This window comes from Nostoc parmelioides FACHB-3921 (genome assembly GCF_014696625.1).
Classification (GTDB): Bacteria; Cyanobacteriota; Cyanobacteriia; order Cyanobacteriales; family Nostocaceae; genus Trichormus; species Trichormus parmelioides.
This window is the reverse complement of the sequence record NZ_JACJQL010000013.1, coordinates 13,735-27,778: the sequence shown is the minus strand read 5'-3', so window position 1 is coordinate 27,778 and position 14,044 is coordinate 13,735. Positions and strand designations below refer to the sequence as shown.

The 14,044-nt window shown below is 42.4% G+C and carries 12 protein-coding genes and 1 pseudogene; 4 read left to right on the top strand and 9 right to left on the bottom strand.

Annotated features, from left to right (window positions below; genetic code table 11):
• Positions 1-99: 99 nt before the first annotated feature.
• Positions 100-2,685, top strand: a complete 2,586-nt coding sequence (locus H6G14_RS11335; protein ID WP_190567515.1) for an NACHT domain-containing protein — start codon at positions 100-102, stop codon at positions 2,683-2,685.
• A gap of 268 nt (positions 2,686-2,953) precedes the next feature.
• On the opposite strand, the pseudogene H6G14_RS11330 reads toward H6G14_RS11335, so the two are convergent.
• Both H6G14_RS11330 and H6G14_RS11325 read right to left on the bottom strand, forming a co-directional pair.
• Positions 2,954-3,184 (bottom strand): annotated as a pseudogene (locus H6G14_RS11330) (DUF433 domain-containing protein).
• A gap of 18 nt (positions 3,185-3,202) precedes the next feature.
• Complete coding sequence (locus H6G14_RS11325; RefSeq protein WP_190567513.1) at positions 3,203-3,871, bottom strand: Uma2 family endonuclease; 669 nt, start codon at positions 3,869-3,871, stop codon at positions 3,203-3,205.
• A 331-nt stretch (positions 3,872-4,202) separates the two neighbouring features.
• On the opposite strand from H6G14_RS11325, the gene H6G14_RS11320 reads away from it, so the two are divergent.
• A complete protein-coding gene (locus H6G14_RS11320) occupies positions 4,203-5,915 on the top strand; it encodes a diflavin flavoprotein (RefSeq protein WP_190567512.1) in 1,713 nt (570 codons plus the stop codon).
• Positions 5,916-6,054: 139 nt separating this feature from the next.
• Here H6G14_RS11320 and H6G14_RS11315 read toward each other — a convergent pair whose 3' ends face one another.
• Complete coding sequence (locus H6G14_RS11315; RefSeq protein WP_190567511.1) at positions 6,055-6,795, bottom strand: hypothetical protein; 741 nt, start codon at positions 6,793-6,795, stop codon at positions 6,055-6,057.
• Between the two features lie 531 nt (positions 6,796-7,326).
• Between H6G14_RS11315 and H6G14_RS11310 the strand changes: the two genes are divergently transcribed.
• Positions 7,327-7,491 carry a hypothetical protein gene (locus tag H6G14_RS11310; RefSeq protein ID WP_010998029.1) on the top strand — a complete coding sequence of 55 codons (165 nt, stop codon included), beginning with the start codon at positions 7,327-7,329 and terminating at the stop codon, positions 7,489-7,491.
• Positions 7,492-7,632: 141 nt separating this feature from the next.
• Here H6G14_RS11310 and argH read toward each other — a convergent pair whose 3' ends face one another.
• The 6 genes from argH to trmD all read right to left on the bottom strand — a co-directional run bounded on the left by argH (position 7,633) and on the right by trmD (position 13,445).
• Positions 7,633-9,018 carry an argininosuccinate lyase gene (gene argH / locus H6G14_RS11305; protein WP_190567510.1) on the bottom strand — a complete coding sequence of 462 codons (1,386 nt, stop codon included), beginning with the start codon at positions 9,016-9,018 and terminating at the stop codon, positions 7,633-7,635.
• Positions 9,019-9,180: 162 nt separating this feature from the next.
• Positions 9,181-9,387 (bottom strand): hypothetical protein, encoded by a 207-nt coding sequence (locus H6G14_RS11300; protein ID WP_190567509.1) that lies wholly within the window; start codon positions 9,385-9,387, stop codon positions 9,181-9,183.
• A 98-nt stretch (positions 9,388-9,485) separates the two neighbouring features.
• On the bottom strand, positions 9,486-10,274 hold the full coding sequence (gene larB, locus H6G14_RS11295) for a nickel pincer cofactor biosynthesis protein LarB (RefSeq protein WP_190567508.1): 789 nt from the start codon (positions 10,272-10,274) through the stop codon (positions 9,486-9,488).
• 46 nt (positions 10,275-10,320) lie between these two features.
• Complete coding sequence (locus tag H6G14_RS11290) at positions 10,321-12,108, bottom strand: ABC transporter substrate-binding protein (protein ID WP_190567507.1); 1,788 nt, start codon at positions 12,106-12,108, stop codon at positions 10,321-10,323.
• An 81-nt stretch (positions 12,109-12,189) separates the two neighbouring features.
• On the bottom strand, positions 12,190-12,687 hold the full coding sequence (ispF, locus tag H6G14_RS11285) for a 2-C-methyl-D-erythritol 2,4-cyclodiphosphate synthase (RefSeq protein ID WP_190567506.1): 498 nt from the start codon (positions 12,685-12,687) through the stop codon (positions 12,190-12,192).
• Positions 12,688-12,704: 17 nt separating this feature from the next.
• On the bottom strand, positions 12,705-13,445 hold the full coding sequence (gene trmD / locus H6G14_RS11280; protein ID WP_190567505.1) for a tRNA (guanosine(37)-N1)-methyltransferase TrmD: 741 nt from the start codon (positions 13,443-13,445) through the stop codon (positions 12,705-12,707).
• Positions 13,446-13,702: 257 nt separating this feature from the next.
• Here trmD and H6G14_RS11275 point away from each other — a divergent pair, with 257 nt between their 5' ends.
• A complete protein-coding gene (locus H6G14_RS11275; RefSeq protein ID WP_190567504.1) occupies positions 13,703-13,921 on the top strand; it encodes a hypothetical protein in 219 nt (72 codons plus the stop codon).
• The last annotated feature ends 123 nt before the right edge of the window (positions 13,922-14,044 follow it).

The following is a 14,044-nucleotide window of genomic DNA, read 5'->3' as shown; positions in this document are numbered from 1 at the left end:
TCGTCTCTTGGGGAGGATGGGACAAAGTTAACTCCCAATGATTGGCGTGAAATCTGTCGTGAAATAATTGCAGAACGGCGCAAGCTGACTACAAATCCTTTGACATCAGATGAAGGAGTTGCACTGCAAGTTGATGATGTTTATGTACCACTGGGATTAGTTGAGCGTAAAAAACAGTCGAAGCGTCAAGATAATATTTCTCCAGAACAGGGTTCAGAACTGTATAAAGAGACAGAAATCACCAAAACATTTGAGCATGATGCTTTTCTGGAAGAAGTTCTCAAACAGCAGAACACGCCGAAAAGTAAGGGTAGGCGAATCGCAATTATTGGTGAACCAGGAGCAGGAAAAACAACGCTGTTACAGCAGATTGCTAATTGGGTATTTTGTGAGATTCCCCAGTCAGTTGTGATTTGGGTATCTTTAGCAGATTTACAAGAACAAAAATTAGAGGAATATTTGTTAGGGACTTGGCTAACTGCTGCTGTGAGGAAAAAAGGGAAATCTGAACCTACTCAGCAACAGAAAGATGATTTGATTGCTTTATTTAATCAACAAAATGTCTGGTTACTGCTAGATGGATTAGATGAAATGTCCGCAGCTTCAGGTAATCCGCTAACAGAAATTTCACGCCAATTTCGGGAATCAGGGTTTATTTCTCAAGCGCGAATTGTTTTAACTTGCCGGGTTAATCTGTGGGATGGCAGCATTAATGCACTTGATAATTTTGAGATTTATCGCACTTTAGATTTTTCTTATCCACAACAGGTAGAAGAATTTATTTCTAAATGGTTCACTAAAATTGAAATTCCCGAAACAGCGAAGCAGTTATACAATGCGTTAAAACAACCAGGTAAAGAAAGAATTAGGGATTTAGTAAAAAATCCTCTGCGGTTGACACTGTTGTGTTTGAATTGGCAATCAGGAGAAGGTACACTACCGGATACACAGGCGGGACTTTATCAGCAATTTGTTGATGATTTTTACAAGTGGAAAAAAGAAGAATTTCCTATAAAATCTGACCAACGTCAGCAACTCAATATTAAATTAGGTGAATTAGCTAAAGAAGCAATAGATAAAGAAGCAACTCGTTTTCGCTTGCAGGAGAATTTTGTTACTCAGTTTTTGGGAGATGCTGATGATGAAAATTCGTTGTTCAAATTGGCACTAAAGCGTGGTTGGTTAAATCAGGTAGGGATAGATACAAATAGAAAACCTGTTTACACTTTCTTTCATGCCTCATTCCAAGAGTATTTTGCTGCTAAAGCAATTGATGACTGGCATTTTTTTCTTAACCATGTTCCTAACAATCCCAGTCAAGGGACTTACCGAATCTTTGAACCAAAGTGGAAGCAAACAATATTACTTTGGTTAGGGCGAGAAGAAGAAAACCTCAAACAGCAAAAGCAAAAGTTTATTGATGCTTTAGTTAACTTTAAAGATGGATGCGGTAAGTGGGATAGAGAAGGTGTAGATAAAGGTTTTTATGAATATCAAGCCTACTTTTTAGCAGCCGCAGGAATTTCTGAGTTTAGAGATTATTCTAGAGCCGATGAAATAGGAGCGAAAATTGCCAAATGGGGTTTTGGTTATTTCAACACCAAAAAACAGGAGTGGATAATATTTGCCAATGCAATTGAAAACGAAGCTAAATCAGCACTGCAACAGACAGATCGTACAAAAGCGATCAAACCCTTGGAGAAACTGCTGCAATTAAAAAATTTGCCTAACAAATCCCGTCGTAACTATGCGGCGGCAGAAAGCTTATGGCAAATCGACCCTAAGAATGAACAAGCCATTAACGCGTTAGCGCCATTTCTGCTATCCAAAGAAGCGTTTGGTATTGGTAATGAACAAGTCATATCAGATTTGATGCAACTGGGGCAGTTGAAAAAAGAGTTTGACAACACTGCTAGGCAGAAAGTGGCATCTACTTTAGAGCAATTCGACGCTAATAATCGACAAGCAATTGATGAAGAAATTGACTTGTTAGTGCAATACCTGCAATCTAAAGATTTATCTCACCTCAACCGTATACGGACAGTGTTTAGTTTAAGGGGAATCGGTACTGGCAATAAAAAAGCAATTTCTGCCTTGGAACAACTGTTACAATCTCAGAATGCAGACGACTACACCCATAGCCTGGCAGCAGATAGCTTAGGGAAAATCGACCCAGGCAATGAAAAAGCGATCGCTGCCTTGGTGCAACTGCTGCAATCACCTGATGTGGATGACTATATGCGTAAGCTGGTAGCAGAAAGCTTAGGGACAATCGATCCAGGTAATGAAAAAGCGATCGCCACCTTGGTAAAACTGCTGGAATCCACCAATGTGGATGACTTAACCCGTTGGCAGGCAGCATCAAGTTTAGGGAAAATCGCTATAGGAAATCAGGAAGCGATCGCCGCTTTGGTAAAACTGCTGCATTCCACAACTGTGAATGACTACACCCGTAGGTATGCAGCAGATTGCTTAGGAAAAATTCTACAGAATAATCAGGATCGCTCTATAGTGGTCAAAGTGTTAAGTAATTATTGGAAATTGGATGGTAAATACTATGATTTAGCCTGGCAATGCGCCCAGAATATGCCTTACCCCAATTTCTACCAAGCTTGGCATCAGCATAGTTTTTTTACTCGTACAATGCGAAGCTCAAAGCAAATCCTCTTCACCAGAATCATTTAAGTCATTTTGCAGTAGCGACGTTACAAATAGCTATTTAACGCGATGAGCAACTTATTCTTAAAACCCTTCTCAATAGCTTGCTTCTCGTAGAGTATCTCTCCCCTGCAAAGCTACTCAAGTCTTTTAGAGTTAGTCGATACATTCACAACGTCGGGCGATACATTCACAATGTCAAGCGATACATTCACACTGTCAAGCGATACATTCACAACGTCGGGCGATACATTCACAATGTCAAGCGATACATTCACAACGTCGGGCGATACATTCACAATGTTCTGGCAGGTACTTCAATTTCTTCAACTCGCCATGCAGCATAAGCAAGTGCCTCATAAATATCAGCTTATTCCAGATAGGGATACGCTTTGAGGATATCACTATTGCTGTGTCCAGATGCCATTAAACCGACTATAGTACCAACAGTAACGCGCATCCCCCGAATGCAGGGTTTACCGCCCATCACCTCTGTATTACGGGTAATTCTGGTGAGAGTTTGCATAGTTTCTACCTCAAATACTCAAATTGTATTTGGATCAATATTTAACTCCCGCAGTTTAGCTCCAAGACGTTCTGCCTGTTGTGCCATTTCTTCCAGCGTGGGTACTAGTTGATGATCTGGTGTAAAATAACGCAATAATCCCTCATGCACACCCAGGTACAGTCCTAATTGTTGACTCCACAAATGCCCATGTTCATTTGGTTGCAGAGGTTGATATTCACCATCTAATAAATGAAACCCTGCAAATTCTAAAGTGTTAGGATCAAACCAAAAATAATCCAGTGTGCGGAAGGTGTCTTGATAAATTGTTTTCTTTAAGTTTTTGTCTGTGTCAGATGTAGAGTCAGATAAAATTTCAACGATGACATTGGGATATTTGCCGTGTTCTTCCCAAACAACCCAACTTTTTCTGGTTTTACGATCGCATCCTAGCACTACGAAAAAGTCTGGCCCTCGAAAAAATTCTGATTTACGTTGATAGGGACTGTAATAAATCGTCAAATTCCCCGCCGCGTAGAAATCATTTCTATCTCGCCACAGCCATTCTAAGCAAGTTAACAGTAGGATGATTTGTCTGAGATGTAAATCGCTTTCCAAAGGTGGTTCATCACTATATATATCACCAGGAGGAAATATAACATCCTGGCAGATGCCTGTTTGCGGATTTTTTTCTGGCGCAATAGTCATAGGATGGATACGGCATCGAGTATGGCTTTATTGTAACAGCGTTGTCTGAGGCGATCGCTCTCTCAAATCAAAACTTCGGCACTTGAATAGTTATAAAATGTCAGAAGAGAGCCTAGCAAACTGGGAATAAGCGATTAATCAGCAGATATCGGGAATTATTGCCATAGCACAAGGCTACTCTTTTACCAGAAGTGGATATTATCTTATCCATAATAAATACCGGAAATTTAATCAAACAAATTAGGCTTTAATTGTAAATGTGTAGTTATTTGTAGCAATTGCTGTTTAATTGCTAAAAAATGTTTAAGAAAAAAGAAATTATTTAAAAACTATGGCAGAAACCAAACCAAGAGACGTTCAAGTCCTACCTATTGGTACAGATACAACAGTACTGCGATCGCGCAGTTGGACAAGATTAAGATTTGAAATTGAGTATGCTTTAGCCAAGGGAACCACCGCTAACTCATATCTCATCCAAGGTGATAAGCTGGCGCTGATTGACCCGCCAGGGGAAACTTTCACACAGATTTATCTGGATGCGTTGCAGAAACGACTAGATGTCACAGAAATCGATTATGTTATTCTCGGTCACGTTAACCCCAACCGTGCGGCTACCTTAAAAGCTTTACTAGAAATAGCACCACAAATTACCTTTGTCTGTTCTAATCCAGGGGCGATTAATTTGCGGGGGGTGCTAGAAAACCCGGATTTACCAATACTGATTATGCGGGGTGAGGAAACCCTCGATTTAGGGAAAGGGCATAATTTACAATTCATCCCCACACCTAACCCCCGCTACGCCGATGAATTGTGTACCTACGACCCCCAAACCGAAATTCTCTATACAGATAAGCTATTTGGGGCGCATATTTGCGGCGACCAAGTATTTGATGAAGGTTGGGAAGCAATCAACGAAGACCGCCGTTACTATTATGATTGCTTGATGGCTCCCCATGCCCGACAAGTGGAAACAGCTTTAGATAAACTTGCAGATTTCCCGGCGCGAGTGTACGCCACTGGTCACGGCCCCTTGGTGCGTTACGGCTTAATTGAACTCACCCACGCCTACCGTGAATGGAGTCAACAACAAACTTCTGCTGACTTGACAGTAGCCTTAATTTATGCTTCTGCTTACGGGAACACAGCTACTTTAGCACAGGCGATCGCTCGTGGTATTACTAAAGCTGGTGTCGCGGTAGAATCAATTAACTGTGAATTTGCCGACCCAGAAGAAATCCGCACCGCAGTCGAAAAATCTGCTGGTTTTGTTATGGGTTCTCCTACCCTTGGCGGTCATGCACCCACACCAGTGCAAACAGCTTTAGGTATTGTTTTATCTACCGCCACCAATAACAAATTAGCTGGCGTGTTTGGTTCCTTTGGCTGGAGTGGTGAAGCCGTTGATTTAATTGAAAGTAAACTCAAAGATGCCGGTTATCGCTTTGGTTTTGACTCCATCCGCGTCAAATTCAAACCCAACGAAGTCACCTTACAAATGTGCGAAGAAGCCGGCACTGACTTTGCCCAAGCCTTGAAGAAAGCCAGAAAAGTCCGGACTCAAAGTGTACCAGCCACAAATGTAGAACAAGCCGTGGGGCGGATAGTCGGTTCACTTTGCGTTGTTACCGCCAAACAAGGGGAAATATCCAGCGCCATGTTAGCCTCTTGGGTAGCTCAAGCCAGCTTTAATCCTCCCGGCTTAACCATCGCCGTTGCCAAAGACCGTGCAGTAGAAACACTGACTCACACCGGGAATAAATTTGTTCTCAATGTTCTAAAAGAGGGTAATCACCTGGGATTGATGAAACACTTCCTCAAACCCTTCGGCCCCGCACAAGATAGATTTGCTGATGTGGCGACAGCAGAAGCTGAAAACGGTAGTCCTGTACTGCAAGATGCCCTAGCATATTTGGAATGTTCAGTCCAAAACCGCATGGAATCAGGTGACCACTGGCTAGTTTATGCAACTGTAGAGAATGGCAAAGTCCTCAATCAGGACGGCGTTACAGCAGTGCATCATCGCAAATCAGGCAACCATTATTAAAGACTGTTTTGATTACTTTTTGGGTTGAATTAGGCAGTGTTAATGAAGAGAGAAACACTGTAATTTATCTTGCGAAAAAAAGGTGATACAACCCTGACAACGAAATTAAACCTACAGTTCGTAATTATGAATTATCAACTCAGCTACAGTTAACGGCTGAAGCTGAACTTACGCTTCTTAAATCGGGTGCGAACACAACTGTGTATTTAAAAGGTGATGTACCCGAACAATTCATGCGAGTTTTATCACGACGGCGAGGAGACCACCAGGAATCAGCTTTCACTGTCAAGTTTCTGCCATTCCATGCCAGACTAGTAACCGCCAAAGAGTTACTTTTACCATCCATCTTGATGGCAGATAAATAACTGGCCGAGGTAACACTACCATTGCTGGGATTAATCCGAGCGATTACAGCCACTTTTGCACCGCCACCTCGACCATAGCTAGTCAACCAACCTTGAGTAGCAAAACGACGAAAATCATTGCCTGTTTGAGTACCTGTGGAAGTGAAAACACCATACAGATTACTTCCTCCATCCCAATACAATCCGTAGCCTGTACCGTCGTCTCCTGTGGTTTCATAGTCACTACGACACCACGTTCTAAAACCATTATCAAAACGGATAATACGTGGGTCTTTATTATTAGATGATACTTGCTGATAACCGATGTAAATATTGGTCAAGCCAATCGTCACCTTAGGGCCATTTTTAGCCTTGATAGTTGCTTCACTATCATTGCAGGTAAAGGTTACAGCCTTACCGACAGATGATTTGATAGTAGTTTGGGCAATGGCTGAAGGAATCGCTAAATCAGCTGCTAAGAATGCGGCTGAAGATAAAACAGCCAGATACTTTGACCATTGGCGATATTTAATCATTGAACCTGTCCTAATTATTTTCAAAAAAGAATTTAAGAGTCAGGAGCCATAAGTAAACAGATAGTCTGTCGCCGCCAGCTATCCTAACTCTTATGGATTTGGAGTGTAAAATAAGACCTTAACATAATTTTCACAAAACGCAAACTTTTTTATAGATTGCTCTCTTACATTGACAGGCAAGCTTTTCAAAACGCTTATATATAGTTTTACACAGTATTTACACTTAAATAGTTTGCAGGCTGTACTTGAGTGTTGATAGTTTTATCTCAGTAATTAATTCCTCTCACACCCCGCTTTTTTAGCTTAAATTCAAGGGTTTCAATCCCCGACTCCAACTGTCTTTAATTTTGAATTTTGAATTGTTAAGGCTAGTTGCCATTGACACAATCAAATTAAATGGGGTAGGATTGTATGCTGTTCAAAGATTTATGACAGCTAAACTAGGCCAGAGCTTTATCAATAACGTTTGTGGCTGATATTCTCTAAAAAACGCCTAGCAGCCATTTTTTGTTGTTTATTAACGAGGTGAATATGGCAAAGCGCCGTAACCCGAAAAAAGAAAAGGCGCTACGGAACCAGGCATACGCCAGAAAGTTTCGTAAACGGACTACAACCGGAAGAATGCAAAGAAGGTTCCAGCAAAGAACACCTAAGAGTGAGGAAGAAGAAGGCGCAGCAGCAGTTGATGCTGAATAATTCGTCTATTCAGAGTTTGATTCTTTAAGTGTTTTATTTTTTAGGGTGTACGTCTTGTACACCCTTGTTTTTTATTCCGCTTTGCGTGTCAGTTGTCAGTTGTCAGTTGTGTTTGGAGCTACGCTAATAACCCCTACACCCCTATTCTCCAATTTCCTCACGCGCCGCACTGATGGCTTTACTCACTTGGGCAAAACCAGTACCACCGTAACTGTTACGTGCAGCTACAACTTGACGAGGGGAGATGGCTTCATAAATATCGGTGGCAAATGTTGGGTGTATTTCTTGCCATTCTTCTAAGGTTAAATCTTTTAAAAGTTTGCCAGCAGCAATACTAGTTTTAACGACTTTACCCACAATATTATATGCTTCGCGGAAGGGAACGCCCCTGGCTGCTAGATAATCTGCGACATCGGTAGCGTTAGAGAAATCTTGTGTGACAGCTTCAGATAGGCGTTGAGTCCGGAATTCCAAACCTTCTTGTAGCAAGATTGTCATGGCTTCCAGACAAGCTTTAACTGTGTTAACGCTATCAAATAAACCTTCTTTGTCTTCTTGTAGGTCTTTGTTATAAGCCAAGGGTAATCCTTTCATGATTACCAACATCGCCTGGAGATGACCAAATACACGCCCAGTTTTTCCCCTGACTAATTCTGGTACATCGGGGTTTTTCTTTTGGGGCATAATGCTGGAACCTGTTGCACAGCTATCTTTGAGAGTGACGAAGCGAAATTCTTCCGATGCCCAAAGAATAATTTCCTCAGAAAGACGGCTGAGGTGAACCATAATCAAACTAGCCGCACACAAAAATTCAATGGCAAAATCGCGATCGCTCACTCCATCCAAGCTATTTTCATAAATGCGCTCAAACTGCAACAGTTCGGCTGTGTAGTGGCGGTCAATGGGAAAAGTAGTCCCAGCTAAAGCACCACACCCCAAAGGCGAAATATTCACCCGGCGATAAACATCACCCAAGCGTTCCCAGTCCCGTTGTGCCATTTGGAAGTAAGCCAACAAGTGATGAGCTAAACTCACAGGCTGGGCGCGTTGTAGGTGAGTGTAACCAGGAATGAGAGTTTCTACGTTTTGTTCAGCTATATCTAATAAGACCCGTTGGAATTCCCGTAATTGGGTTTTGATTTGTAAAATTTGGTCACGTAAGTAAAGTCTTGTATCCGTACCGACTTGATCATTACGCGATCGCGCAGTATGTAATTTCTTACCTACATCTCCAACAATCTCTGTTAACCGTCGCTCCACCGCAAAGTGGACATCTTCCGCATCGATACCAGGTTGAAATTTGCCCTGGCGATATTCTTCACGAATCTGTTCTAAACCTGCAACTAGTTGTTCTCCTTCTGCCGGCGAAATAATCCCCGTATGCGCCAACATCTGGGCATGAGCTTGAGAGCCTGTAAGGTCGTATTCTATTAATTCTATGTCAAAACTTATACTAGCATTAAAAAGAGCGATCGCTGGATGTAGAGCAGATTCAAATCGCTGACTCCAAGTTTGTTTTTCAGTCATAAATACAAGGGGATTGGGCATTGGGGACTAGGAACTGGGGATAAGGGGTAATGGGGATTTGAGGTTCAGGTAAATTTCTTCTCCCCTGCTCCCTTGCTCCCTGCTCCCCTGCCTCTTCCTAGCCCCTAGTCCCTACTCCTTACCCCCTACTCCCCACACTTGTCAACCGTACTTAGTCAGATTACGAAAAATATAGCCAATCACTAAACCAATCAACAGCGCCCAGACTTGACCTGTCTGGATAAAATGATTCCAGGTTTTTTGGATCTGACCAACAACGTTAGGGTCGGTCACATTCTGCGCCAGCATAGGGAAATTTACAGGAAAATCTCCAAGAGTCTCAAATATTAAATCGTTAAAGTAGTTCATCTGAGGTAACTAAGGTAGAGCCTAGAGATTAGAGGTTAAGAGCTAGGGAAATTACCCAGTCCCCAATCCCTAATCCCCAATTACCTTGATGTCATAACTCAAGATTCTAGCGATGCCAACCGCAATTTCTCGGCTGTCCGCAAAATTTGCCCAGCCAACACGGCTGCACCAAAACCATTATCTATATTAACTACTCCTACACCCGCAGCACATGAATTGAGCATTGTCAATAAAGGTGCTAAACCCCCAAAACTAGCACCGTAACCCACACTAGTAGGTACAGCAATTACAGGACAATTAGCTAAACCAGCCACCACGCTGGGTAACGCGCCTTCCATCCCCGCGACGACAATCAACACTGATGCTGATTCAATCAGATGGCGATTACTCAGCAAGCGATGAATCCCTGCAACACCCACATCCCAAAGACGCTGTACACGAAAACCAGACAGTTCGGCTGTCACGGCTGCTTCCTCAGCCACGGGTAAGTCAGCAGTACCCGCAGAAAGAATACTGATAGTTCCTGCAAACCGTGGTTCGATAGTCGGGGGAGTGATAGCGCAAATTCTTGCCAACTCGTAGTAACGTAAATCTCTAATTTTTGGTTGCAATAGAGTATAAACGCTTGGTTCAATGCGGGTAGCCATCACTACCGGATTGCGCTGACGCATCACCTCCATAATCTGCACAATTTGTTCTGGTGTTTTACCTGGCCCCCAAATTACTTCTGGGAAACCAGTTCTCAGATGACGGTGATTATCAATTTTGGCAAACTCACCCACAGGTTCATAGGCTAAGTCTTTGAGGGAGTCTAAGGCCTTGTCTGGGGTAACTTTACCATTGGCGACCGCCTCTAGGAGCGATCGCAAAGCTTCAGGTTGAGTCACGGTAATTTTAGGGAGTAGGGACGGTTGACGGTTGACTGACAACTGACTACTTAACTATTTTGATTTCGTACAAGTTCCAGAATGCACCGCCTAGTGCTGAGAAGCGAATACCTGCAAAGCGATCGCGTACTGCGGATAATGAATATGGATTTACCAAGTAAATGAATGGTAAATTCTCTTGAGTGATTCTTTGGGTTTCGGCATAGATTGCTTTACGCTTGGTTTCGTCCAACTCTCTAGCACCTTGGATGTATAGTTGACCAATTTTCGCTTCCCACGGTGCTACTTCCCAACCTGTAATGGGCTTTTGTCCCGCTTGGGGCTTTTGGTTAAACATATGTAATCCCCCTTCAGGATTCCAGACGTTAGCACCATCATTCGGTTCTAAACCGCCAGTCAAGCCCAGCATGGAAGCTTCCCAATCTAAAGTATTCGCCAGCTTGTCTGTATAAGTATTCCATGCCAAGGGTGTAAAATCTACCTGTATGCCGATTTTGCTCAAGTCTTGTTTAATCTGTGACCCCATTGCCTCACGAATCTTGTTACCAGCATTCGTCAGCAATGTAAAGCGGACTCGATTACCTTCGGAGTCTAACAACTGATTTTGAGCATTATATTTAAAGCCCACTTTCAATAATAATTGCTTGGCTTTTTCTAAGTTGTAATCGTAAACCTTTAACCCTTCTTTGGGCGACAGATAATAAGGACTTTGTACAGAAATTGGAGAATCTTGCGTTTGACCCAAACCCCGATAGATATTATTAATCATCGTTTGGCGGTCAACTGCATAAGCCACCGCTTGACGAAATTCTACTGTATTAAACCAACGGGATTTTACCGGATCAACTAATGGTTTACCGTCTCTTTTACCCTTATTCAAATTAAACAATATAAAAGTTGTCCCAGCCGCCGGGCCACCATTATATATCTTGAAATTACCTTGCTTTTCTTGCACCTTCAGCAGAGAAAAGTAGTCTGGGGAAACACCAATACTATCCAAACCACCAGAACGAAATTGTAGTAACGAGGTATCTGTTGATTCGACAATTTGCCAAACTAATCGTTCAATATAAGGTTGAGATTCACCTTTTGGCCCTTTACGCCAATAGTAAGGATTGCGTCGGAAAACTACACGTTCACTGGTGTCATAACGCTCCAATTTGTACAAACCATTCACGACAATTTGGTCTGGTGGTGTATCTACCCCCCATTTTTGTAAAAACTTGGGCTTACCTTCACTATCTTTGGTTTGTATAGATTCTCGTAGTGCATGGGCTGGTAAGATTGCCGCACCTGTCGCACTACGTAAAAAAGGCGCAAACGGTTCCGGAACAGCAAACTCAACTCGACGACTATCTACTTTTCTGACGGTTGGCAATTTCCGACTTTCACCAATCCTCATAATATCTCTGATATCCGTAGGAATGGCTTCGTTAAAGTAAATGTCATTGTAAGTAAATACAACATCATCTACAGTTAGTGGTTGCCCATCAGACCACTTTAAACCCTCACGGAGAGTGAAAACAATTTTTAATTTATCTTCAGAAATTGTCCAAGATTCTGCTAAAGCTGGCTCGACTTCACCAGTATCATAATTTTCGCTAATTAAACCCTCATAAATCAACCCAAAAACATTAGGTGATTCCGAACTTAAAGGATAGTTAAATGTTTTAGGATCGCTGAGAATACTAGTTACTAATTGTGGGATTTGAGCAGCAGAACTTCTAAAATTTGATGGGTTACAGGCTGCAAGTGTAACTGCTGTAAATGCAGCCATAATTATGAGTATCCAAAAACGCTTAATTAAGGAAATGAGATTATTTGTATATGGCATAAATTTAGATGCACTAATAGTTGATTTAATATTTTAGCTATGTTGCATTTTTGCCTGCATTCTCCATCCTCCAATTTTGAGTTAACTGATCTCATTAGAACTTACCAGCAAGACAACAGCATAAGCACAAATACCTTCTTCTCGTCCCACAGGGCCAAGTTTCTCATTAGTTGTAGCTTTGATACCAATTTGATTTGGTTGTAATGACAAAACATCTGCTAGTTTGTCACGCATGGTTTTAATGTGTGGCTTCAACTTTGGACGTTCTGCAACTACTACCGAGTCAATGTTACCTATACGCCAACCTTGAGTGAGAATTAACTCATTTACCTGACTTAACAAAACTAAACTATCTGCCCCAGCCCATTGGGGATCAGTGGGGGGGAAATAATGACCAATATCCCCCAAAGATAATGCCCCCAACATGGCATCCATAATGGCGTGAGTGAGGACATCCGCATCACTATGTCCCAATAAACCTAGTTCATGGGGAATGTGAACACCGCCTAAAATTAAAGCGCGATCGCTCACTAATCTGTGAATATCGTAGCCGTTACCAATTCTTATACTCATAGTCATTAGTCAGTTGTCAGTTGTCAGTTGTCAGTTGTTATTTCTCCCCCTGCTCCCTGCTCCCTGCTCCCCTGCTTCTTCTCCTGTTGCCATTTTTCTAGCAAATCAGGGCGGCGATCGCTGGTTCTTTCAATTTGTTGTTCGTAGCGCCATTGGGCAATGGCGGCGTGATTTCCAGATAACAAGACATCAGGGACTTTCCAGCCGCGAAAGTTTGCCGGACGGGTGTACTGGGGATAATCTAATAAACCTTCCTCAAAACTTTCCGCAGTTAGGGATTCTGTTTTGGCGACAGTTCCCGGTAACAATCGCACCACTCCGTTAATTAATGCCATTGCCGGAATTTCTCCCCCTGTGAGGATGAAATCCCCCAAAGATACCTCGCGGGTCACTAAATGTAATACCCTATCATCTACCCCTTCGTAATGCCCACAAATTACTACTAATTGCTCATAATTGCTGACCAATTCTCGTAATAGCGGCTGATTAATTGTTTGCCCTTGGGGACTCATCAAAATAACTTCTCGGCGCTCTAAAATCGGCAGTGACTCTACAGCACTAAAAATCGGTTCTGGTTTCATCAACATCCCTACACCGCCACCATAAGGTTCGTCATCTACCTTGCGGTGCTTATCTGTAGTGAAATCTCTGGGATTTATCAAATTCACTTGGGCAATTTGTTTGGCAAGAGCTTTACCCAGCAGGCCGGAGCTAAGAACTGAGGTAAAACAGTCAGGAAAAAGTGTAACTATATCAAAACGCACAGTAATTCGTATTCGAGAACACTAATCTTAGATTTGAATGACTATCAAACACAAGATGCTTACACAGGGTAAAAGTACAGATAGGCTTTCACAATAGTATCTAAAAGTACTAGAACTGTTGCTTTTTCTTGGGATCAAAAGTTTTTCTAATTACTTAATTTATGTTTAAATATTGTCACAACTACCATTTAAATAAATAATCTAACCAAGTTAACAACTTACAGGATGCGTCGAGCCAGCCTCAGAAAATGTGTGTAATGACCTGCTCACTCCTAGCCCAGATGGGAAAACTAATTCCTAGCGCCAGAGGGGAACCTGAACCCCAAGCACTAATGAGCCAGTCTGGAAAAAGTGGACAGGTGAAGAACAAGGCGCTGGCTTTGGGGACACGGGACATACAAATCATGAGGCTTTGTGTGCATATGTTGCAGTGTCCTCAGGAAAAAAGCAAAGTGCGAACATCATCAGGCTCCTAAACCTTGTTAAATTCACACGCCATTCGCCACAAGTCGGGAAACCCTTCCACAGCGATGGCTCACGCCATTCGCCACAAGCCGGGAAACCCGTCCACAGCGATGGCTCCTAAAGTTGTTGACAGG

Coding starts and splice junctions, on each gene's coding strand:
- H6G14_RS11275 (WP_190567504.1), top strand. CDS start 13,703: ATGACCTGCTCACTCCTAGCCCAGATGGGAAAACTAATTCCTAGCGCC.
- H6G14_RS11310 (WP_010998029.1), top strand. CDS start 7,327: ATGGCAAAGCGCCGTAACCCGAAAAAAGAAAAGGCGCTACGGAACCAG.
- H6G14_RS11315 (WP_190567511.1), bottom strand. CDS start 6,795: ATGATTAAATATCGCCAATGGTCAAAGTATCTGGCTGTTTTATCTTCA.
- argH (WP_190567510.1), bottom strand. CDS start 9,018: ATGACTGAAAAACAAACTTGGAGTCAGCGATTTGAATCTGCTCTACAT.
- H6G14_RS11290 (WP_190567507.1), bottom strand. CDS start 12,108: ATGCCATATACAAATAATCTCATTTCCTTAATTAAGCGTTTTTGGATA.
- H6G14_RS11320 (WP_190567512.1), top strand. CDS start 4,203: ATGGCAGAAACCAAACCAAGAGACGTTCAAGTCCTACCTATTGGTACA.
- H6G14_RS11325 (WP_190567513.1), bottom strand. CDS start 3,871: ATGACTATTGCGCCAGAAAAAAATCCGCAAACAGGCATCTGCCAGGAT.
- ispF (WP_190567506.1), bottom strand. CDS start 12,687: ATGACTATGAGTATAAGAATTGGTAACGGCTACGATATTCACAGATTA.
- H6G14_RS11300 (WP_190567509.1), bottom strand. CDS start 9,387: ATGAACTACTTTAACGATTTAATATTTGAGACTCTTGGAGATTTTCCT.